We start from the raw sequence: 20,572 nt of genomic DNA on the forward strand, positions 1-20,572 counted from the left end.
CCTGCGCGTCCTCGGGCACCCGGGGCCTCCGCGTACCGTGGAGCGGTGCCCTAAGGTATGGGTCTCACACTCCCGCGAGCCATCTGGGGAATAGGTGCGTGAATATCTGCTGACGCTGTGCGTCACCGCGGCGGTCACCTATCTGCTGACAGGGCCGGTGCGGAAGTTCGCGATCGTGGCCGGCGCGATGCCGGAGATCCGCGCGCGCGACGTGCACCGCGAACCGACGCCACGGCTCGGCGGTATCGCCATGTTCGGCGGGCTGTGCGCGGGCCTGCTGGTGGCCGCGCACCTGTCGAACCTCGGCAAGGTCTTCGAGGGCAACGAACCCAGAGCCCTGCTCTCCGGCGCGGGCCTGATCTGGATCCTCGGCGTGCTGGACGACAAGTGGGGCGTGGACGCCCTGGTCAAGCTCGGCGGGCAGATGATCGCCGCCGGTGTGATGGTGCTCCAGGGCCTGACGATCCTGTGGATCCCGGTCCCCGGCTTCGGCACGGTCTCCCTGACGTCCATGCAGGGCACCCTGCTGACCGTCGCGCTCGTCGTGATCACCATCAACGCGGTGAACTTCGTCGACGGGCTCGACGGGCTGGCCTCCGGCATGGTCTGCATCGCCGCCGCGGCCTTCTTCCTCTACGCCTACCGGCTGTGGTTCGGGCACAACGTGGAGGCGGCCGCGCCCGCGACGCTGTTCGCCGTGGTCCTGATGGGCATGTGCCTGGGCTTCCTGCCGCACAACATGCACCCCGCCCGGATCTTCATGGGCGACTCCGGCTCGATGCTCATCGGCCTGGTGCTCGCCGCGGGAGCCATCTCCATCACCGGCCAGGTCGACCCGGACCTGCTCCACCAGGAGGTCGGCGGCGAGCGGCAGACCGTGCAGACGATGGTGCCGGTCTACATCCCGCTGCTGCTGCCGCTCACCGTCATCGCGGTGCCGGTCGCCGACCTGCTGCTCGCGATCGTCCGGCGGACCTGGAACGGCCAGTCGCCGTTCGCCGCGGACCGAGGGCACCTGCACCACCGGCTGCTGGAGCTCGGGCACTCGCACAGCCGGGCCGTGCTGATCATGTACTTCTGGTCGGCGCTCATCGGCTTCGGCACCGTCGCCTACTCCGTGCACTCGGCGAGCGTCTGGATCGTGCTGCTGATCGTCGCGCTGAGCGCGGTCGGCCTGGTCCTGCTGCTGCTGCCCCGCTTCAAGCCCCGGGCGCCCCGCTGGGCCGAGGCGTTCGTGCCGCCCCGCTACCGCCGCAAGGGGGTGCCGGCCGTGGCCCCCGGAGCCGCGGACGCCGCAGGTCTGCACGGCGCGACCGCCGTGAGCGGGACCGCCGAGGAGGAGCGCGAGGTGGTGCCGGCCGGGCTGCACGGAGCGACAGCCATCGGCGACCGGTCACGTTTCAGCCACTCAAGGAAGATCAGCAGCCATCATTAGCCCTCGCTGATTCGGCCTAGGGGCCACCGGAAGCAGTGGCTCCTATCAGGGAACGAGGGTCCTGTCAGCCCGCTGACGTGCAGATTGACCCTTCCGTGTGACTTGCAGCACACTTTGTAGGTAAAGACCTCATCAAATAGTTTGTGATACCGTTCACGAAACCCGGTGCTGAAGCCGAAGGACCGTAGTGCGCGGCCCTTCGTCGCGAGTCACGTCTCACTTCCCGGGGATACGCTCGTTCACGACGAATCGTTGCTTCCGACCGATCGCCGGAGAATCCCTTCATGCAGTCCAACGACGCTCGAACGCTTCTGCAGTGCGCCGTCCCGACCGCCATCACCGGTGTTGTCGCTGTCGCTCTCGGCTTTGTGCTCGTCGGCGGCGAAGGGGGAATCGGCGCAGCGGTCGGTACGACCGTCGCCGCCGCGAACATGGGCCTGGGCCTCTTCGTGCTGCAACGCACGGCGAAGTCCTATCCGGGCATCTTCCAGTCGATGGGACTCGCGCTCTTCGTGACGCAGTTCCTCCTGCTCGCGGTGCTGCTCGCGGTCCTCAAGGACACGACGCTCTTCAACACCCGCGCCTTCGCCTTCGCGCTGCTCGCCGCCACCCTTGTCTGGGTCGCGGCGCAGACCCGTGCGCACATGAAGGAAAAGATCTTGTACGTGAATCCCGAGTCCGCCGACGCGCAAAAGTCGGCGTCCGCCGGGTCTCCGTCATGAGCGGTAGGGGCGGGATAAGTCGCCGCGCGCTCACCTGCTATCGTCCGGTGCCATCTGAGGTGCAGCGAACGCAGGTAGCCGGATCCCCGGTTCACACGGGAGAGAACCGGCCGTCGGCGCGGCTGACGCCCTCGATGTCTTCCGGCCACTGGCCGACCTGCCACACCCCCATTCGCAAGACCAGTCCAGTGCCGTTCCGTGGCTGCGTGCCGCGCCGACACAACGAGGTTGCCGTACCTATGCGCCACGCTGAAGGAGCTCGCGGTGAGTGCTGACCAGATGCTCGCCTTCGAGACCGATTGCCACATCTTCGATGGGTGCGGCTTCCCGACCCCAGGGCTCCACTCTTTCGTTTTCGAACCACTGTTCACCGTGGCCGGATACGAGATCAACAAGCCGATGCTGCTGGCCGTGCTGAGCACCGTCGTCATCATCGGCTTCTTCTGGGCGGCCTTCGGCAAGGCCAAGGTGGTGCCCGGCAAGCTCCAGATGGTGGGCGAGGCGGGCTACGACTTCGTCCGTCGGGGCATCGTCTACGAGGCGCTCGGGAAGAAGGAGGGCGACAAGTACGTCCCCCTCATGGTCTCCCTGTTCTTCTTCGTATGGATCATGAACCTCTGGTCGGTCATTCCGGTCGCCCAGTTCCCGGTGACGTCGATCATCGCGTTCCCGGTGGGTCTGGCCCTGATCGTCTACGTCCTGTGGATGTTCCTGACGTTCAAGAAGCACGGCTTCGTCGGCGGCCTGAAGAACATCACCGGCTATGACAAGTCCCTGGGCTGGGTCCTGCCGCTGGTCATGCTGCTGGAGTTCTTCTCCAACGTGTTCGTGCGGCCGTTCACCCACGCGGTCCGGCTCTTCGCCAACATGTTCGCAGGCCACGTCCTGCTCCTCATCTTCACGATCGCCAGCTGGTACCTGCTGAACGGCATCGGCATCGCCTACGCGAGTGTCTCGTTCGTGATGGTCATCCTGCTGACGGCCTTCGAGCTGTTCATCCAGGCCCTTCAGGCTTACGTCTTCGTGCTCCTGGCCTGCAGCTACATTCAGGGCGCTCTCGCCGAGCACCACTGAGCGGTCCCTCCCCCAAGAACCCATAGACGTCCGGTGGCCAACCCCCACCGGTCCGTGAAAGAGAAGGAAGAAACGGCATGTCTGCTGCTCTCCAGACCCTCGCCGAAGGCGTCTCCATCAAGGGCAACCTCGGTGCCATCGGCTACGGCCTCGCGGCCATCGGCCCCGGCGTCGGCGTCGGCATCATCTTCGGTAACGGCACCCAGGCGCTGGCCCGTCAGCCCGAGGCTGCCGGCCTGATCCGCGCCAACCAGATCCTGGGCTTCGTCTTCTGTGAGGCGCTCGCCCTCATCGGCCTCGTCATGGGCTTCGTCTACCCGAGCTAATCGGTAGACGGCCACCACCTAAGCGACGAAAGGCACTGATGTGATCGCCCTGGCAGCAACGCTGGCGGCCGAGGACCGGGAGCCCCCGATCCTTCCGCCGATTCCGGAGCTTGTCATCGGCGTTCTCGCCTTCTTCATCGTCCTCGTATTCCTGGGCAAGAAGCTCCTCCCGAACATCAACAAGGTTCTGGACGAGCGCCGGGAGGCCATCGAGGGCGGCATGGAGAAGGCCGAGGCCGCCCAGGCCGAGGCCCAGCAGGTACTCGAGGACTACCGGGCGCAGCTCGCCGACGCCCGCCACGAGGCCGCGCGGATGCGCCAGGAGGCGCAGGAGCAGGGTGTCGCGGTGATCGCCGAGATGCGGTCCGAGGGACAGCGTCAGCGCGAGGAGATCATCGCCGCCGGCCACACCCAGGTCGAGGCCGACCGCAAGTCCGCCGCGGCGTCGCTGCGCCAGGACGTGGGCAAGCTCGCCTCCGACCTGGCCGGCCGCATCGTCCGCGAGTCCCTCGCGGACGGCGCCCGGCAGAGCCGCACCATCGACCGCTTCCTCGACGAGCTCGAGGCCAAGGCGGCCGACGCGACGAAGGCTGAGGTCACCCGATGAGTGGAGCGAGCCGGGAGGCGCTGGCCTCCGCACGTGAGAGCCTCGACGCGCTGGCGGACAACACGTCCGTGGACGCGGCGAAGCTCGCCGACGAGCTTGCCGCGGTCACGGCGCTGCTCGACCGCGAGGTGTCGCTGCGTCGGGTCCTGACCGACCCGGCGCAGGGTGGCGAGGCCAAGGCCGAGCTGGCCCGGCGGCTGCTCGGCGGGCAGGTGAGCGGCGAGTCCGCCGACCTGCTGGCCGGGATGGTCCGCGCCCGCTGGTCGCGTTCGCGCGACCTCGTGGACGCGGTCGAGGAGCTGGCCGCCGGCGCAGACCTCATCGCCGCCGAGCGAGCCGGTGTCCTGGACGACGTCGAGGACGAGCTGTTCCGCTTCGGCCGGATCGTCGCCTCGGACGCGGCCCTGCGCGCCGCGCTGACCGACAAGGTCGCCGACCGCACGGCCAAGGCCGCGCTGGTGCGCGAGCTGCTGGGCGGCCGGGCCAACCCGGTCACCGAGCGTCTCGTGGTCCGTCTGGTGTCCGCGCCGCGGGGACGTAGCCTGGAAGCGGGGCTCAACGCCCTCTCCAAGCTGGCCGCCGACCGCCGGGAACGGATGGTCGCGGTGGTCACGTCCGCGGTGCCGATGAGCGACGCCCAGAAGCAGCGTCTCGGTGACGCGCTCGCCCGGATGTACGGGCGGCGTGTCCACATCAACCTGGACGTCGACCCCGAGGTTCTCGGCGGTGTCCAGGTGCGGATCGGTGACGAGGCCATCAACGGAAGCATCGCGGACCGTCTCGCCGAGGCGGACCGCCGGATGGCCGGCTGACCAGCCACCAACTCAAGAGCATGACTGACGGCCCGAGTTGGGCCGACGGTGTCCTTCCGGGGGCCCGCGGTGAACGCCGCGGGAACACGGCCCCGGAAGAAGAAATACTTCGGGCCCAACAAGGAGAGCAGGGAACCCAGATGGCGGAGCTCACGATCCGGCCGGAGGAGATCCGGGACGCGCTGGAGAACTTTGTCCAGGCGTACAAGCCGGACGCGGCCTCGCGCGAGGAGGTCGGTACGGTCAGCGTTGCCGGCGACGGCATCGCTAAGGTCGAGGGTCTTCCCTCGGCCATGGCGAACGAGCTGCTGCGGTTCGAGGACGGAACCCTCGGTCTCGCCCTCAACCTCGAGGAGCGCGAGATCGGTGCCGTTGTCCTCGGCGAGTTCAGCGGCATCGAGGAGGGCCAGCCGGTGCAGCGCACCGGTGAGGTGCTCTCCGTCGCGGTCGGCGAGGGCTACCTCGGCCGCGTCGTCGACCCGCTGGGCAACCCGATCGACGGCCTCGGCGAGATCGCGACCGATGGTCGCCGCGCCCTGGAGCTGCAGGCTCCGGGCGTCATGGTCCGCAAGTCGGTGCACGAGCCGATGCAGACCGGCCTCAAGGCCGTCGACGCGATGGTGCCGATCGGCCGTGGCCAGCGTCAGCTGATCATCGGCGACCGCCAGACCGGTAAGACCGCGCTGGCCGTCGACACGATCATCAACCAGCGCGACAACTGGCGCTCCGGCGACCCGAAGAAGCAGGTCCGCTGCATCTACGTCGCCATCGGCCAGAAGGGCTCCACCATCGCGTCCGTGCGTGGCGCCCTGGAGGAGGCCGGCGCCCTGGAGTACACGACGATCGTCGCGGCTCCGGCGTCCGACCCGGCCGGCTTCAAGTACCTCGCCCCGTACACCGGCTCGGCCATCGGCCAGCACTGGATGTACCAGGGCAAGCACGTCCTGATCGTCTTCGACGACCTGTCGAAGCAGGCCGACGCCTACCGCGCCGTGTCCCTGCTGCTGCGCCGCCCGCCGGGTCGTGAGGCCTACCCGGGTGACGTCTTCTACCTGCACTCGCGTCTGCTGGAGCGCTGCGCCAAGCTCTCCGACGACATGGGCGCCGGTTCGATGACGGGTCTGCCGATCGTCGAGACCAAGGCGAACGACGTGTCGGCGTTCATCCCGACCAACGTCATCTCCATCACCGACGGCCAGTGCTTCCTGGAGTCCGACCTGTTCAACGCGGGCCAGCGCCCGGCGCTGAACGTCGGTATCTCGGTCTCCCGCGTCGGTGGCTCCGCCCAGCACAAGGCCATGAAGCAGGTCTCCGGCCGACTCCGTGTCGACCTCGCCCAGTACCGCGAGCTGGAGGCGTTCGCCGCCTTCGGTTCCGACCTGGACGCGGCCTCGAAGTCGCAGCTGGAGCGCGGCAAGCGCATGGTCGAGCTGCTCAAGCAGGGTCAGTACGCCCCGTACTCCGTCGAGAACCAGGTCGTCTCCGTCTGGGCCGGCACCACCGGCCGCATGGACGACGTGCCGGTCGAGGACATCCAGCGCTTCGAGCGCGAGATGCTCGACTACCTGGGCCGCGAGCACAAGGGCCTGATGACCAGCATCGTCGAGGGCGGCAAGATGTCCGACGACACCCTCCAGGCGCTCGCCGACGCCATCGCCACCTTCAAGAAGCAGTTCGAGACCTCGGACGGCAAGCTTCTCGGTGACGACGCCACGGCCGGCTCCGCGAAGTGACGACGACGGAAGGGACCTGATCCATGGGAGCCCAGCTCCGGGTCTACAAGCGTCGCATCCGCTCCGTCACCGCGACCAAGAAGATCACCAAGGCGATGGAGATGATCGCCGCCTCGCGCATCGTCAAGGCGCAGCGCCAGGTGGCGGCATCTTCGCCGTACGCGAGTGAGCTCACTCGCGCGGTGACGGCGGTGGCTACCGGCTCGAACACCAAGCACCCGCTGACCACTGAGGTCGAGACTCCGGTCCGGGCCGCGGTCCTGCTCGTCACGAGCGACCGCGGTCTGGCCGGCGGCTACTCCTCCAACGCCATCAAGGCCGCGGACAAGCTCACCGAGCGCCTGCGCGCGGAGGGCAAGGACGTCGTCACGTACATCATCGGCCGCAAGGGCGTGGCGTACTACGGCTTCCGGGAGCGCCCGGTGGTGGAGTCGTGGACCGGCTTCACCGACAGCCCGACCTACGCGGACGCCAAGAAGGTCGCGGCCCCGCTGATCGAGGCCGTCAAGCTGGACACGGCCGAGGGCGGCGTGGACGAGCTGCACATCGTCTTCACCGAGTTCGTCTCGATGATGACGCAGTCGCCGGTCGAGAAGCGGCTGCTGCCGCTGAGCCTCGAGAAGACGGCGGAGGCCGAGGAGGCCGCGAAGGGCAAGATCCTTCCGCTCTTCGACTTCGAGCCGTCGGCGGAGGACGTCCTTGACGCACTGCTGCCGCGGTACGTCGAGAGCCGGATCTACAACGCGCTGCTGCAGTCGGCTGCTTCCGAGCACGCCGCCCGCCGCCGTGCGATGAAGTCGGCGACCGACAACGCCGGCGAACTCATCAAGTCGCTGTCGCGGCTTGCCAACGCGGCCCGCCAGGCCGAAATCACCCAGGAAATCAGCGAGATCGTCGGTGGCTCCAGTGCCCTGGCCGACGCTAACGCGGGGAGTGACTGACCACTATGACCACGACTGTTGAAACCGCCACGGCCACCGGCCGCGTCGCGCGGGTCATCGGCCCGGTCGTCGACGTGGAGTTCCCCGTCGACGCGATGCCGGAGATCTACAACGCGCTGCACGTCCAGGTCGCCGACCCGGCCGAGGACGGCAAGCTCAAGACGCTGACCCTCGAGGTCGCGCAGCACCTGGGCGAGGGCCTGGTCCGCGCCATCTCGATGCAGCCCACCGACGGCCTGGTCCGCCAGGCCGCCGTCACCGACACGGGCGCGGGCATCACCGTCCCCGTCGGTGACATCACCAAGGGCAAGGTGTTCAACACCCTTGGTGAGATCCTGAACAAGCCGGAGGCCGAGTCCGAGGTCACCGAGCGCTGGGCGATCCACCGCAAGGCGCCGAGCTTCGACCAGCTCGAGTCGAAGACCGAGATGTTCGAGACCGGCGTCAAGGTCATCGACCTGCTGACCCCGTACGTCAAGGGCGGCAAGATCGGTCTGTTCGGTGGTGCCGGTGTCGGCAAGACCGTGCTGATCCAGGAAATGATCTACCGCGTGGCCAACAACCACGACGGTGTGTCGGTGTTCGCCGGTGTCGGTGAGCGCACTCGTGAGGGCAACGACCTCATCGAGGAAATGACCGACTCGGGCGTCATCGACAAGACGGCGCTCGTCTTCGGCCAGATGGACGAGCCCCCGGGCACCCGTCTGCGCGTCGCCCTGGCCGGTCTGACCATGGCGGAGTACTTCCGCGATGTGCAGAAGCAGGACGTCCTCTTCTTCATCGACAACATCTTCCGGTACACCCAGGCCGGTTCCGAGGTGTCCACCCTGCTCGGCCGCATGCCGTCCGCGGTGGGTTACCAGCCGAACCTGGCGGACGAGATGGGCCTCCTCCAGGAGCGCATCACCTCGACCCGTGGCCACTCGATCACGTCGATGCAGGCGATCTACGTCCCCGCGGACGACCTGACCGACCCGGCCCCGGCCACGACCTTCGCGCACCTCGACGCGACGACCGTGCTGTCCCGTCCGATCTCGGAGAAGGGCATCTACCCGGCGGTCGACCCGCTGGACTCGACGTCCCGCATCCTGGACCCGCGGTACATCGCCAAGGAGCACTACGACGCCGCGATGCGCGTCAAGACGATCCTCCAGAAGTACAAGGATCTTCAGGACATCATCGCGATCCTCGGTATCGACGAGCTGGGCGAGGAGGACAAGCTCGTTGTCCACCGTGCCCGTCGCGTCGAGCGCTTCCTGTCGCAGAACACCCACGTGGCGAAGCAGTTCACCGGTGTGGACGGTTCGGACGTGTCGCTGGACGAGTCGATCACCGCGTTCAACGCGATCTGCGACGGCGACTACGACCACTTCCCCGAGCAGGCGTTCTTCATGTGCGGTGGCATCGAGGACCTGAAGGCCAACGCCAAGGAGCTGGGCGTCTCCTAAGGCCCCGTGCCTTGCGGCCGGGGGTGGGGCGCTCCCGCCCCCGGCCGTCACGTCCCCTATTCTTTGACCCAACACCTGCCGGTCCCGGCGGGTGTCAGACCCGAGGAGCCACGTTGGCTGCTGAGCTGCACGTCGAGCTGGTCGCGGCGGACCGAAGCGTCTGGTCCGGCGAGGCCACGCTGGTCATCGCGCGTACCACATCGGGTGACATCGGCGTCATGCCCGGCCACCAGCCGCTGCTCGGTGTGCTGGAGTCCGGCCCGGTGACCATCAAGACCTCCGGCGGCACCGTCGTCGCCGCGGTGCACGGTGGATTCATCTCGTTCGCGGACGACAAGCTCTCGCTCGTCGCCGAGATCGCCGAGCTCGCGGACGAGATCGATGTCCAGCGTGCCGAGCGGGCGCTGGAGCGCGCGAAGTCGGAGGCCGACGCGGCCGCCGAGCGTCGCGCGGATGTCCGGCTGCGTGCGGTCACGGGCGTTCACTAGCCCGCGACCCACGAAGATCGTCCCTCAGCCGCGGACCGCACTGGAGCACTCCAGGGCGGGCCGCGGCTGAGGCAATACAGGTGCGGTTGCTCTAGATGATGCGAGGAGGTCGGTGGAGATGTTCCTCGCTCTGCTCGTGAGCGGCATCGTCGTCCTGCTGGTGCTGGTGGGACTCTTCGTCTTCGGGCTGCGCAGGCGGCTGATCCAGCGGTCCGGCGGGACCTTCGACTGCAGTCTGCGCTGGAACGTGCCCGAGCCGGACCCGGAACAGGAGCTCGCCCCGGACGGCAAGGGGTGGGTGTACGGCGTCGCCCGCTACAACAGTGACCGGATCGAGTGGTTCCGGGTCTTCTCGTACGCGTACCGGCCGCGCCGGCTGCTGGAGCGCTCGTCCATCGAGGTGATCGAGCGGCGGCCGCCGATGGGCGACGAGGAGCTGGCCCTGCTGTCCGACGCGGTCGTCCTGGTCTGCGCGCACCAGGGGACGCGCCTGGAGCTGGCCATGAGCGAGGATGCCCTCACGGGCTTCCTGGCGTGGCTGGAGGCGGCACCGCCTGGGCAGCGTGTGAATGTGGCTTAGCTTCGTGGGGCCTCAAACGCCGGCCGGGCTGTATGTCAGCCCGGCCGGCGTTTTGTGTGCGGTATCTATCGCAGACCGTTCTCGACGGCAGTCATCAGCGTCCCACTGTCACCCGACATCTCCCAGATCATGACGCCGCCCAGCTTCCGGCTCTTGAGCCAGGCCGTCTTCTTGCCGATGGACCAGGCGTCGTCGAAGGTCCACCACTGCCCGTTCTCGCCGGTGTACCCGTAGGTGGCCACCGACTCCTCGTCGTGGTGGACGGTGAGGTTCGGAACGGCCGCGAGCAGGTTGTCGTAGCCGCGGGTGCCGGACTCCTCGGGGAACTGGCCGGGGGCCGCGCCGTTCGCCTTCTGCCACTCGCCGCGCGCGCCGCCGTCGGCGACCTGCTGCCAGCCGCGCCCGTAGAAGGCGAGGCCGAGGACGACCTTGCGCGGGTCGACACCCGCGTCCAGGTACGCCCGGACGGTGGACTCGACGCTGAACTTCGTGGGGTAGGGGTCCTGGGCGTCGGTGTAGAGGTTGCCCTGGTGGCCCGTCCGGTTCGGCTCCCAGCTGTTGTCGCTGCCGGAGCCGTGGAAGTCGTAGCCCTGGACGTTGGCGAAGTCCATGTAGTCGAAGACGCTGGGCGTGCCGTCCTTGGTGGTGATGTCCCAGCCGGCTTCGATCTTGCCGGGGTCGGCCGGGGTGAAGGCCGTGAGCAGGTACTTCCGGCCCGTGGTGGAGCTCAGCGCGTCGAGCTGCCGGCGGAACTCCGCGAACAGCAGGGTGTTGTTCGCCTTGTCGTCCTTCGAGATGTGGTTGCCCGCGTGGCCCTCGGAGCCCGGCCACTCCCAGTCGAGGTCGAAGCCGTCGAAGATCCCGGCCGCGGCGCCGGGGCCGCCCCGCCCGCCCGCGGAGGGGAGGTTGCCCTTGATGTACATGTCGACGCAGGACTTGACGAACTTCTGCCGGGAGGCGTCGGTCTTGGCGACGTCGGAGAAGTACTTGCTGTAGGTCCAGCCGCCGATGGACATGTTGACCTTGAGGCCGGGGTGCTTGGCCTTGAGCTTCTTCAGCTGGTTGAAGTTGCCGGCCAGCGGCTGGTTCCAGGTGTCGCCCACGCCGTCGACGGACTCGCCGGCGGAGAAGCCCTTCTCGTAGTCGGCCCAGGAGTCGCCCGCGCCGTCACCCTGGTTGGGGTCCTGCGGATTGGGGCTGGTGGCCTTGGTGACCCCGTTGAGGCAGGTGAGATTGGTGGGGTCGATGTTGGAGAAGGAGTAGTTGATGTGGGTGAGTCTGGCGGCGGCGCCGGTGTTCTCCAGTGACTTCACGGTGTAGCCGCGCCCGTAGATGCCCCACTGCACGAAGTAGCCGACCTTCGCGTAGCCCGTGGGCTGCTCACCGCCCCCGGTGGTCCGGACGGTCAGCGGGCCGCTCGCCTTGCCCGTCTGATCGGCGGTGTCGCGCGCGACGACGGTGTAGGTGTAGTCGGTGCCGGGGGTCAGCCCGGTGTCCGTCCAGGCCAGCTTGGCCACCGTCGCGGCCTTCACCGTGCCGCGGAAGATGTCGTAGTTCTTGATCCCCTTGTCGTCGGTGGCCGCGGTCCACTTCAGGGCCACGGAGGTGTCGCCGACGGCGGTCGTCTGGGGAGTGCCGGGCGCGGACGGCGGCCGGTCCGTGCCGCCGCCCGAGGCGGTGCGCAGGGTGACGGCCGGGCTCGCCGGGCCCGTCTGCCCCTGGGTGTCGCGGGCGACGACCTTGTAGGTGTACTCGGTGTCGGCCGTCAGGCCGGTGTCGGTGAAGGACGGGGTCGAGACCGTGCCGACGACGGTCTCACCGCGGTAGACGTCGTAGTTCTTGATGCCCTGGTCGTCGGTGGCGGCCGCCCAGCTCAGCGCGATGCTGTCCTCGGTCACCCCGGTGGAGGCGGGCTGACCGGGGGCGCTGGGCGGGGTGTCGGCCGGGGAGCCGTCACAGGGGCCGCCGTCGAGCCGGCAGCCGGCGGGGTCGCCGTTGCCGGAGGCGACGAAGCCGAAGCTCACGCTGGCGCCGGGGGCGATGGTGCCGTTGTACTCGCGGTTCTTGGCCGTGTGGTGGGAGCCCGAGCTGGTGATCAGGGCGTCCCAGTAGGCGCCGACGGTGGTGGTGGCGGGGAAGTCCCACTCCACGGTCCAGGCGCTGATGGGGGTGGTGCCGGTGTTGCGGACCGTCCACTCCGCCTGGAAGCCGGTGCCCCAGTCGGAGGTCTTGGCGAACGTGGCCGTCGCCGAGGCGGCGGAGGCCGCCGCGGGCGCGGCCGGTGAGGGGGTGGCGAGGCCGACGAGCGCGGCGGCCGGAAGCAGCAGGGCGGTCAGGGCCGCCAGCGCTGCGGACCATGGGCCGGGTAAGCGACATCTGGTGCTACGTGCGTCTCCTGTGCTCAAGGGTGCTCCTCGAGTAGGTCCGGCGGGTGGGGGACCGTTCTTGGGGACCTGTACGCGACCCGGTGGGTGTGCGGTATCCGGTCACACGCATCCCGGGTGTGCAGGGGAGACTAAAAAGGTCCGTACCAACGGTCAAGAGGTCTGGACCAACCCCAGTTCCTGTGCCAGCACCGCCGCCTGCACCCTGCTGCGCAGCTCCAGCTTCCCCAGCAACCGGCTGACATGTGTCTTGACCGTCGCCTCCGCCATCCGCAGCCGCCCGCCGATCTCCGCGTTCGACAGACCCTCGCCCAGGCACACCAGCACCTCGCGCTCCCGGCGCGTCAGCGCGTCCAGGACCTCCGGGCCGGGCCCGCCCGCCGGGCGCACGGGCGTGGGGCGGGCGAACTCCGAGATCAGCCGGCGGGTCACGGCCGGGGCGATCAGCCCCTCGCCGCGCGCGACCGTCCGCACCGCTTCGACCAGGTCGGCCGCCTCGCTGTCCTTGAGCAGGAACCCCGCCGCCCCCGCGCGCAGCGAACCGAAGACGTACTCGTCGAGGTCGAAGGTGGTCAGCACGAGGACGTCCGCGAGCTCCTCGCCGACGATCAGCCGGGTGGCGGACACCCCGTCCAGACGCGGCATCTGCACGTCCATCAGCACCAGATCCGGCCGCAGCTCGCGGGCCAGCCGCACGGCCTCCTCGCCGTCCCCGGCCTCCCCGACGACCTCGATGCCCGGCGCCGAGCGCAGGATGAGCACCAGCCCGGACCGTACGGCGGCCTGGTCCTCGGCCACCACCACGCGGATCTCTGCCGTCACGGCTTTCCTCTGCCTTCCTCCGGTACGGGCAGTACGGCCCGTACGCGCCATCGCTTGCCGTCCGGGCCGTCGACCGGCCCGGCCTCCCACTCCCCGTCGAGCAGCGCGACCCGCTCGCCCATGCCGACGAGGCCCGCCCCGGAGCCCGGCGCCCGGGGCACCGGACCCGCGCCGACCGCGCTCGTCACCTCGACCACCAGCGGCCGCCCGGCCCGGAAGTCCAGCCGCACGGCCACCTCACCCGGCGCCGCGTGCTTGACGGCGTTGGTCAGCGACTCCTGCACGATGCGGTAGGCCGCGAGCTCCACCGGCGCCGGCAGCGGCTCCGGCCCCCGCTCGTCGCACAGGACGAAGGTGAAGCGGTCGTCGCTGACGGCGGTCCGCGCCCGGTCGAGCAGCGCGTCGACGCCGTCCAGCCGGGGCGTGGCCGCGGGCTCCTCGTCGCCGCCGGCCTGCCGCAGCAGGCCGATGAGCCGGCGCATTTCGGCCAGCCCCTGCACGCTGTTCTCCCGGATGACGGTCAGCGCCTGCGTGGACGCCTTCGGCTCGTCTATCGACAGGGCGGCCGTGGAGTGGATGGCGATGGCCGACAGGTTGTTGGCGACCATGTCGTGCAGTTCCCGCGCCATCCGGGCGCGCTCCGCGCCGACGGCCTGCCGGCGGTCCAGCTCCGCCAGCAGCGCCGTCCGCTCGGCCTCCAGCCGGGCCGCCCGGGCCGCGTCCCGGTGCCGGCGGATGCCCAGGCCCGTCCAGGTCGGGGTGATGATGAGCGCCGCGACGCCGAAGCCGAGGAGCAGCGCCTCCGGCTCGCGGATGAGCGCCACGGCCAGCAGCGTCACCAGCACGCTGAGGACCTCGCAGATGCGCGGGAGCCGCCAGGCGACGGACGCCCGCCCGTACAGCACCGCCGCGTACAGCAGGTCCGTGTACATGGCGATCGTCGCGATGAGCGAGCCCGCGCAGACGTCGGCGGCGATGGTGACCGTGCCGATGGCCAGGGCCGTGAGCGGGGCGTTGCGCCGCAGCAGCTCGGCGCCGCACATCACGGCCAGCGCGACCAGGGTCAGCCACTTCGGCACCCCGATCAGTGGCGGGTTGTTGCGCAGTCCCAGGAACCACAGGAGCAGGCCGCCGAGCAGCCCGGTGGCCGCGATGAGCACGGCGTCGCGGTCGGGGCGGCGGGGGAGGCGGACCTGCATGGGTCCATCACAGCACGTGGGCGCGGGCCCGGGTGTCCCCGGCGGGGACCGTCGGCCCGGCGCGCGCTACATCGAAGGATGCAGTCGGGGATCGTCGCCCCAGACGACGAAACCGGCCACGGCGGCGGCGAGTCTGGAAGTGGTCCCGGACGAGGGGCGGTGAGGAAAGGAGAGACCCGTGATCGTCGCACTGATCATCATCTGCGAGGTGGGCTTCTGGGTGCTGCTGGCGGGCGGTCTGAGCCTGCGCTACCTGGCGAAGATGCCACGGGCCGGCGCCGCCGTGCTGCTGCTGGAGCCCGTGCTGGAGCTGGTGCTGCTCGTCGCCACCGCGATCGACCTGAAGAACGGCGCACAGGCGGACTGGAAGCACGGCCTCGCGGCGGTCTACATCGGGTACTCCGTCGGCCTCGGCCACTCCACCGTCAAGTGGATCGACCAGCGCTTCGCCCACCGCTTCGCGGGCGGCCCCCCGCCGGTGCTGCCGCCGAAGTACGGCATGGCGCGCACCCTCCACGAGTGGAAGACGGCGGGGAAGTGGATCCTGGCCGCGTGCGTCGCCATGGGCCTGCTGCAGGCGGCCGTCTGGTACGTCGGTGACAGCGGCGACACCAGCACGCTGCACGGCTGGCAGACGAAGATGCTGTACGTGATCGGCATCAACGTGATCATCGCGCTGAGCTACACGATCTGGCCGAAGCAGCCGAAGGGCGGCGCCGGCTCCCGCGACCACGACCGCGACGACGAGCGGAGCACGCGCCCGTTCGAGAAGCTCTGACGCCCCGTGAGCGTGACCCCCGAGCCCGGCCGGGCTCGGGGGCCGGCGTTTTCAGCGCTCGCCGCCGGGCACCCACAGGATGTCGCCGAGCTCCTTGTTGGCCGTCCGCGCCAAGATGAACAGCAGGTCCGACAGGCGGTTCAGATACGTCGCCGTGAGCGGGTTCATGATGTCGGCGTGGAGTTCCAGCGCCGCCCACGTGGACCGCTCCGCGCGGCGCACGACCGTGCACGCCTGGTGCAGGAGGGCCGCGCCGGGCGTGCCGCCGGGGAGGATGAAGCTGCGGAGCTTCTCCAGGTCCTCCAGGAAGCGGTCGCAGTCCGCCTCCAGCTTGTCGATGTAGGACTGCTCGACGCGCAGCGGCGGGTACTTGGGGTTCTCGGTGACGGGCGTGGCCAGATCCGCGCCCACGTCGAAGAGATCGTTCTGGATGCGCACGAGGACCTTGACGACCTCCTCCGGCAGCTGCCCGAGCGCGATGGCCACACCGATCGCGGCATTGGCCTCGTTGGCGTCGGCGTAGGCGGCGATCCGGGTGTCGGTCTTCACCGTGCGGCTCATGTCGCCGAGAGCGGTGGTGCCGGTGTCACCGGTGCGGGTGTAGATGCGCGTCAGATTGACCATGGGGACGAGCCTAGGCGCTCCGCCGGGAGGCGGGCGCGCCATCTGCGGCTACGTGGGGGCTGGTCGCGCGACTCCCCGCGCCCCTGCGGGGCACGGCTGTCACGCAGTCCTGTGATCCACGAGGCTGGAGGGGCTCAACTGGCCAGTGGGGTCCGGTCGGTGAGGTGTCCGGTGTGATGTCCGTCATTTGGGACGTGACGCGCATCTCTTCCTGCCCAACGGCGCCCCGGCGGGCGCTAAGGTCCGGCCGAGAGCCGTATGTGAACAGGTGTGAGCACAGGGAGTAAGGGGACAGCCGTGGCCAAGAAGCTCGCCGTCATCGGGGCCGGACTGATGGGCTCGGGGATCGCGCAGGTCTCCGCCCAGGCCGGTTGGGACGTCGTGCTGCGGGACGTCACCGACGCGGCGCTGCGGCGCGGCACGGACGGCATCCGGGCCTCGTACGACAAGTTCGTCTCCAAGGGCAAGCTCGACGCCGACGCGGCCGGGCAGGCGCTCGCCCGGATCACCACCACCACCGACCTCGACGCGGCGGCCGACGCCGACATCGTCGTCGAAGCCGTCTTCGAGGACATCGACACCAAGCGGGACATCTTCCGCACCCTGGACGGCCTGGTGAAGGACGGGACGGTCCTCGCCTCCAACACCTCCGCCATCCCGATCACCAAGATCGCGGCCGCCACCCGGCGCCCGGAGCGGGTCGTCGGCACCCACTTCTTCTCGCCGGTGCCGATGATGCAGCTTTGCGAGCTCGTCCGGGGGTACAAGACCAGCGACGAAACTCTTGCCACCGCGCGGGAGTTCGCCGAAGGCATCGGCAAGACCTGCATCGTCGTCAACCGCGACGTGGCCGGCTTTGTCACGACCCGCCTCATCGCGGCCCTGGTCGCCGAGGCGGCGAAGCTCCAGGAGTCCGGGGTGGCCAGCGCCGAGGACATCGACACCGCCTGCAAGCTGGGCTTCGGTCACGCGATGGGGCCGCTGGCCACCCTCGATCTGACCGGTGTCGACATCCTGCTGCACGCCATGGACAACATCTACGCCGAGTGCAAGGACGAGAAGTTCGCCGCTCCGGAGGTCCTGCGCCGCATGGTCGACGCGGGGGACCTCGGCCGCAAGAGCGGTCAGGGCTTCTACCAGCACTGACCAGCGAGCCGCTAGCTGGTTCACCCGCCAGGGTGAATTAGGTATCGGTTGGCCAACAAGCGGCAACTTTGTCGTGTGAGAGGCAGTCAGTTCTTTAGAACCTCATTTCACCCCCATCTCGCCACTCCCGGGAGCGCATATGCACATCAAGGGCGACCACGCCGAGCTGGTCGTCGGGGGTCGCCTCGACGTCCGTAGTGCGGCGGACGCCCGTACGGTGCTGCACTCCGCGCTCGACGGAGGCCGGGGCGATCTGGTACTCGACCTCACCGCGCTGGACTCCTGGGACGCCACCGGGCTCGGCGTCATCATGGGCGCCCACCGCCGCGCCGGGCGCACCGGCCGGCGGCTGGTGCTGCGGGGCGTCCCCGCGCAGATGCAGCGGCTGCTCGTCGCCACCCGGCTGCACCGCATCCTCGCCATCGAGGGCGGCATCGAGGCCGAGTCCCTGCCGCGGGTGTGATCGAAAGACACCTGAGGCCCGGGTGTCACGGGCGGTGACCCGCCCGGTTTGTCCGGTCGATTCTCATGAGACTGTGACATGCCCCGGGCAGCAGGCCCCCCACGGGTTCATGGATACTGTCCGGAGGTCTGAGGTTCGGTATTCCCGGCGCACAAGGCCGCAGCACCACGCCCACCGCGGGCACCGGACCCGAAGCGCCGGCCGGGAACCTCCCGGCTGAGGGGTGCAGGGATGCGGACAGGCCGGGAGGGCACGACGGCACGCCACGCATTTGGGGGGCTTTGACCATGGACCCGACGAACCGGCCCGAGGAGTTCGGCGACGACGGCCCGGAGGCCGTCGCGGCGAGCGCTCCGGGGCACGAGGCGGCGGACCGGGACGCGGCGGGCCACGGCCCCGCGCTCGCCCGGGTCGTCCATGTCGTCGCGGGCGACTACGTCCTCACCGTCAACCCCGTCGACGGCTGCGAGATCGAGCCCTGCCTGCCCGGCGAGCGCCCCGGGCGCCCCGGCCGGCACGGCCCCGACGAGCGCGCCGAGCTGCTCCGGGCCGCCGCACCGCCGCCCCCCGCCCGCCGGATCGGCCCCGAGCTGCCGCTGCTGGAGCGCCAGGAGGAGCGTGAGCGCCTCTCCCGGCTGCTCTCCCGCGGCCGCTCCGTGCGCGTCACCGGCCCCTCCGGCTCGGGCCGCACCGTGCTGCTGGACGCCGTCGCCGCGGACTGCGCGAACCTGGCGCCCGACGGCGTCGTCCGCCTCAGCGGCCACCACCGCACCACCACCGACCTGCTCTACGAGCTGTTCGCCGCCGTCCACGACGCCCCGCTGCACCGCCCGGACCGGGCCGGGCTGCTGGCGGCCGTCCACGAGATCGGCGCGGTCGTCGTCCTGGACGACCTCGAATTCGGCGGCAGCGCGCTCGACGAGCTCCTCGACGCCACCCCCGAGTGCGCCTTCCTGCTCGCGGCCACGCCCGACGTCGCCGCGCCGTCCCCGGACTCACACCTCGAAGAGGTGTTCCTCGGCGGGCTCGACCGCACCGGCTGCCTGGAACTGCTGGAACACGCCGTGGACCGGCCGCTCACCGACGAGGAAGCCGACTGGGCGGCGGACCTGTGGTTCGAGTCCGAGGGCCTGCCCCTGCGGTTCGTCCAGGCCGGGGCGCTGCTGCGGCAGCGCGACGAGATGAGCGCCGACCCCGCCGCGGTCGACGAGTTCGGCGTCTTCGCCGAGCGGCCCTACGTCGCCGCCGCCGAGGCCGCCGCGGCGGAGGGCGACGACTCCACCGCCGCCGGCGCCCGGAACGGCATCCCGCTGCCCGCCCTCTCCACCGCCGCGGCCCCCGCCGCGCTGCTCGCCTCCTGGCTGAGCGACGCCGCCCGCGACACCCTCGCCATCGCCATCGCCCTCGGCGGCGAGGTCCCGCACCAGGCGCACCTGCCGGCCCTCGTCGGGGACACCCACGCGGACGCCGCCGTCGGCGAGCTGCTCGCCTGCGGGCTGATCACCCCCACCGGCGCGCACTACCGCCTCGCCGCGGGAGTCGCCGACCAGCTGACCGCCCAGGGGTACGGGACGGACGCCGCCGAGCGCGCCCACACCGCCGCCCAGCACTACGCGTGGTGGGCCGGGCACCCGTCCGTGGCGCCCGAGCGCGCCGCCGCCGAGGCCGACGCGATCCTCGCCGCCATGGGCGTGCTGATCGCCGACGGCGACGCCGGTCAGGCCGCCGCCGCGGTGCTGCTCGCCCGCACGGCGGCACCCGCGTTCGCCGCGGCGCTGCACTGGAGCGCGTGGGAGCGCAGCCTGCGGCACGGCCAGGCGGCCGCCCGGCGGGCGGGCGAAGTCGGTGAAGAAGCGTATTTCCACCACGAGTTGGGCGTCCTGGCGCTCTGCACCGGCAACCTCGACCGGGCCCGGGCCGAGCTGGAGGCGTCGATCGGCATGCGCGGCGTGCTGGCCGACAAGCGCGGTGCCATAGCGGGCCGCAGGGCGCTCGCGCTGGTCGCCGACCGCGCCGCCCTGGCCGCGGGCGGGCCCGTGGTGCCCCCCGGCGTGTCCCGGGCCGAGCGCGGCCCCGTGCCGCCGCCCGTCCCGCCGGTCGCCCCGCCCGCCGCTCCCCACGGCCGGACGCCCGCGGGTGAGGAGGTCCCGGACGCGCGCCGGGAGGAGTCGGCCACCCCGCCGGCGGTGCCGTCTCCGTTCGCCGCGCCCCGCCCGGAAGGCGTCTCGACGACGGTGGTCACCCGGCTCGCCGACGGCAGTGCCGCACCCCGGCAGGCGTGGGCACGCAAGATGATGCTCGGCGGCACCCGGCGCAACCTGGCCGCGGCCGGGGCGGGCGCCCTGCTCGCCGCGGTCCTCGGCACCGTCGTGACGCTCGGGGCCACGTCCGGCGGCCACGACGGCAAGTCCTCCGACGGGGTGTCCCCGGAGCAGTCCGCGTCGCAGCAGGACGACGACAAGGGCCTCAACGCCGACGAGCCGGCCCGGGGCGGTGCGGGGCACCCCCAGGTGCCGGGCCGTCCCGGCAAGCCCGGCCAGTCGGCCGGCCCGGGCGCCTCCGGCAGCCCCTCGCCCGGCGCGTCGGGCAGCGCCTCGCCGAGCGGCGCCCCCAGCAGCGGCCGGCCGTCCGGCGCGCCGTCCTCCCCGGGCGGCTCCTCGCCCAGCCCCTCGCGCTCCTCCGGCGGCGGCGAGCCGTCCCGGTCGACGCAGCCGTCGCCGAGCCGCAGCAGCGGTGGCGGCGTCCCGTCGCCCAGCAAGTCCGCGGAGCCCCCGACGACCCCGTCCCAGCCGGCGTCGGGCGGCAGCTCGAACGCGGCGAGCGGCCCGGCGACGGGCGGCAAGCCGTCGGATACGGGCACGCCGGTGGCCTAGCGGCCGGGCCGTGGGGGTGCACCACCGCTGCGCGGCGGTGTCCTCAAAAGCCGGACGGGCTGGTCCAAGGCCCCCATGGCCCCGTTCGCGGGCAGGTGCCGCATCAGCCGCCCCCGG

At 70.6% G+C, this 20,572-nt stretch carries 19 protein-coding genes; 15 read left to right on the top strand and 4 right to left on the bottom strand.

Features of this window, described 5'->3' with window-relative positions; genetic code table 11:
- Positions 1–94 precede the first annotated feature (94 nt).
- The 11 genes from ABZ951_RS12415 to ABZ951_RS12465 all read left to right on the top strand — a co-directional run bounded on the left by ABZ951_RS12415 (position 95) and on the right by ABZ951_RS12465 (position 10,166).
- Positions 95–1,435: an MraY family glycosyltransferase gene (locus ABZ951_RS12415; RefSeq protein ID WP_344089784.1), complete on the top strand. Its 1,341-nt coding sequence runs from the start codon at positions 95–97 to the stop codon at positions 1,433–1,435.
- Positions 1,436–1,719: 284 nt separating this feature from the next.
- Positions 1,720–2,157 carry a hypothetical protein gene (locus ABZ951_RS12420; protein ID WP_344089785.1) on the top strand — a complete coding sequence of 146 codons (438 nt, stop codon included), beginning with the start codon at positions 1,720–1,722 and terminating at the stop codon, positions 2,155–2,157.
- 279 nt (positions 2,158–2,436) lie between these two features.
- The gene (atpB, locus tag ABZ951_RS12425) at positions 2,437–3,231 is read left to right on the top strand and encodes a F0F1 ATP synthase subunit A (RefSeq protein WP_344089807.1); all 795 of its coding nucleotides are present in this window, start codon (positions 2,437–2,439) and stop codon (positions 3,229–3,231) included.
- A 77-nt stretch (positions 3,232–3,308) separates the two neighbouring features.
- On the top strand, positions 3,309–3,557 hold the full coding sequence (locus ABZ951_RS12430) for a F0F1 ATP synthase subunit C (protein ID WP_344089786.1): 249 nt from the start codon (positions 3,309–3,311) through the stop codon (positions 3,555–3,557).
- Between the two features lie 43 nt (positions 3,558–3,600).
- The gene (locus tag ABZ951_RS12435; RefSeq protein ID WP_344089808.1) at positions 3,601–4,164 is read left to right on the top strand and encodes a F0F1 ATP synthase subunit B; all 564 of its coding nucleotides are present in this window, start codon (positions 3,601–3,603) and stop codon (positions 4,162–4,164) included.
- Positions 4,161–4,976: a F0F1 ATP synthase subunit delta gene (locus ABZ951_RS12440; protein WP_344089788.1), complete on the top strand. Its 816-nt coding sequence runs from the start codon at positions 4,161–4,163 to the stop codon at positions 4,974–4,976. Before ABZ951_RS12435 ends, ABZ951_RS12440 begins: the two co-directional genes overlap by 4 nt.
- Positions 4,977–5,116: 140 nt before the next feature.
- Complete coding sequence (atpA, locus tag ABZ951_RS12445) at positions 5,117–6,709, top strand: F0F1 ATP synthase subunit alpha (RefSeq protein ID WP_344089789.1); 1,593 nt, start codon at positions 5,117–5,119, stop codon at positions 6,707–6,709.
- Between the two features lie 23 nt (positions 6,710–6,732).
- Complete coding sequence (locus ABZ951_RS12450) at positions 6,733–7,650, top strand: F0F1 ATP synthase subunit gamma (protein ID WP_344089790.1); 918 nt, start codon at positions 6,733–6,735, stop codon at positions 7,648–7,650.
- A 5-nt stretch (positions 7,651–7,655) separates the two neighbouring features.
- A complete protein-coding gene (gene atpD / locus ABZ951_RS12455; protein WP_344089791.1) occupies positions 7,656–9,098 on the top strand; it encodes a F0F1 ATP synthase subunit beta in 1,443 nt (480 codons plus the stop codon).
- 113 nt (positions 9,099–9,211) lie between these two features.
- Positions 9,212–9,586 carry a F0F1 ATP synthase subunit epsilon gene (locus ABZ951_RS12460; protein ID WP_344089792.1) on the top strand — a complete coding sequence of 125 codons (375 nt, stop codon included), beginning with the start codon at positions 9,212–9,214 and terminating at the stop codon, positions 9,584–9,586.
- Positions 9,587–9,704: 118 nt separating this feature from the next.
- Positions 9,705–10,166, top strand: coding sequence for a DUF2550 domain-containing protein (locus ABZ951_RS12465; RefSeq protein WP_344089793.1), 462 nt, complete (start codon positions 9,705–9,707; stop codon positions 10,164–10,166).
- Positions 10,167–10,231: 65 nt separating this feature from the next.
- Here ABZ951_RS12465 and ABZ951_RS12470 read toward each other — a convergent pair whose 3' ends face one another.
- From ABZ951_RS12470 to ABZ951_RS12480, 3 genes are all read right to left on the bottom strand, one after another.
- Positions 10,232–12,571, bottom strand: a complete 2,340-nt coding sequence (locus ABZ951_RS12470) for a glycoside hydrolase family 18 chitinase (protein WP_344089794.1) — start codon at positions 12,569–12,571, stop codon at positions 10,232–10,234.
- A gap of 132 nt (positions 12,572–12,703) precedes the next feature.
- The gene (locus ABZ951_RS12475; protein ID WP_344089796.1) at positions 12,704–13,372 is read right to left on the bottom strand and encodes a response regulator transcription factor; all 669 of its coding nucleotides are present in this window, start codon (positions 13,370–13,372) and stop codon (positions 12,704–12,706) included.
- The gene (locus ABZ951_RS12480) at positions 13,369–14,571 is read right to left on the bottom strand and encodes a histidine kinase (protein ID WP_344089797.1); all 1,203 of its coding nucleotides are present in this window, start codon (positions 14,569–14,571) and stop codon (positions 13,369–13,371) included. The genes ABZ951_RS12475 and ABZ951_RS12480 overlap by 4 nt, the downstream gene beginning before the upstream one ends.
- A gap of 178 nt (positions 14,572–14,749) precedes the next feature.
- On the opposite strand from ABZ951_RS12480, the gene ABZ951_RS12485 reads away from it, so the two are divergent.
- Entirely contained in the window at positions 14,750–15,349 is a 600-nt protein-coding gene (locus ABZ951_RS12485; RefSeq protein WP_344089798.1) for a hypothetical protein, read from the top strand.
- A gap of 51 nt (positions 15,350–15,400) precedes the next feature.
- Here the strand turns inward: ABZ951_RS12485 and ABZ951_RS12490 are convergent, their stop codons facing one another.
- Positions 15,401–15,973, bottom strand: a complete 573-nt coding sequence (locus ABZ951_RS12490) for a cob(I)yrinic acid a,c-diamide adenosyltransferase (RefSeq protein WP_344089799.1) — start codon at positions 15,971–15,973, stop codon at positions 15,401–15,403.
- A 297-nt stretch (positions 15,974–16,270) separates the two neighbouring features.
- Here ABZ951_RS12490 and ABZ951_RS12495 point away from each other — a divergent pair, with 297 nt between their 5' ends.
- The 3 genes from ABZ951_RS12495 to ABZ951_RS12505 all read left to right on the top strand — a co-directional run bounded on the left by ABZ951_RS12495 (position 16,271) and on the right by ABZ951_RS12505 (position 20,455).
- Positions 16,271–17,119 carry a 3-hydroxyacyl-CoA dehydrogenase family protein gene (locus ABZ951_RS12495; protein WP_344089800.1) on the top strand — a complete coding sequence of 283 codons (849 nt, stop codon included), beginning with the start codon at positions 16,271–16,273 and terminating at the stop codon, positions 17,117–17,119.
- Positions 17,120–17,258: 139 nt separating this feature from the next.
- Positions 17,259–17,582, top strand: a complete 324-nt coding sequence (locus ABZ951_RS12500; RefSeq protein ID WP_344089801.1) for an STAS domain-containing protein — start codon at positions 17,259–17,261, stop codon at positions 17,580–17,582.
- Between the two features lie 287 nt (positions 17,583–17,869).
- Positions 17,870–20,455 carry an ATP-binding protein gene (locus ABZ951_RS12505; protein WP_361279778.1) on the top strand — a complete coding sequence of 862 codons (2,586 nt, stop codon included), beginning with the start codon at positions 17,870–17,872 and terminating at the stop codon, positions 20,453–20,455.
- Positions 20,456–20,572: the final 117 nt, after the last annotated feature.

This window comes from Streptomyces sp. NPDC046215 (genome assembly GCF_040646215.1).
GTDB lineage: Bacteria > Actinomycetota > Actinomycetes > Streptomycetales > Streptomycetaceae > Streptomyces > Streptomyces stramineus.

Excerpts from the sequence above, each read along its gene's own strand:
- ABZ951_RS12420 (WP_344089785.1), top strand. The coding sequence starts at position 1,720 with ATGCAGTCCAACGACGCTCGAACGCTTCTGCAGTGCGCCGTCCCGACC.
- atpB (WP_344089807.1), top strand. The coding sequence starts at position 2,437 with ATGCTCGCCTTCGAGACCGATTGCCACATCTTCGATGGGTGCGGCTTC.
- ABZ951_RS12430 (WP_344089786.1), top strand. The coding sequence starts at position 3,309 with ATGTCTGCTGCTCTCCAGACCCTCGCCGAAGGCGTCTCCATCAAGGGC.
- ABZ951_RS12440 (WP_344089788.1), top strand. The coding sequence starts at position 4,161 with ATGAGTGGAGCGAGCCGGGAGGCGCTGGCCTCCGCACGTGAGAGCCTC.
- atpA (WP_344089789.1), top strand. The coding sequence starts at position 5,117 with ATGGCGGAGCTCACGATCCGGCCGGAGGAGATCCGGGACGCGCTGGAG.
- ABZ951_RS12450 (WP_344089790.1), top strand. The coding sequence starts at position 6,733 with ATGGGAGCCCAGCTCCGGGTCTACAAGCGTCGCATCCGCTCCGTCACC.
- atpD (WP_344089791.1), top strand. The coding sequence starts at position 7,656 with ATGACCACGACTGTTGAAACCGCCACGGCCACCGGCCGCGTCGCGCGG.
- ABZ951_RS12465 (WP_344089793.1), top strand. The coding sequence starts at position 9,705 with ATGTTCCTCGCTCTGCTCGTGAGCGGCATCGTCGTCCTGCTGGTGCTG.
- ABZ951_RS12480 (WP_344089797.1), bottom strand. The coding sequence starts at position 14,571 with ATGCAGGTCCGCCTCCCCCGCCGCCCCGACCGCGACGCCGTGCTCATC.
- ABZ951_RS12490 (WP_344089799.1), bottom strand. The coding sequence starts at position 15,973 with ATGGTCAATCTGACGCGCATCTACACCCGCACCGGTGACACCGGCACC.
- ABZ951_RS12500 (WP_344089801.1), top strand. The coding sequence starts at position 17,259 with ATGCACATCAAGGGCGACCACGCCGAGCTGGTCGTCGGGGGTCGCCTC.
- ABZ951_RS12505 (WP_361279778.1), top strand. The coding sequence starts at position 17,870 with ATGGACCCGACGAACCGGCCCGAGGAGTTCGGCGACGACGGCCCGGAG.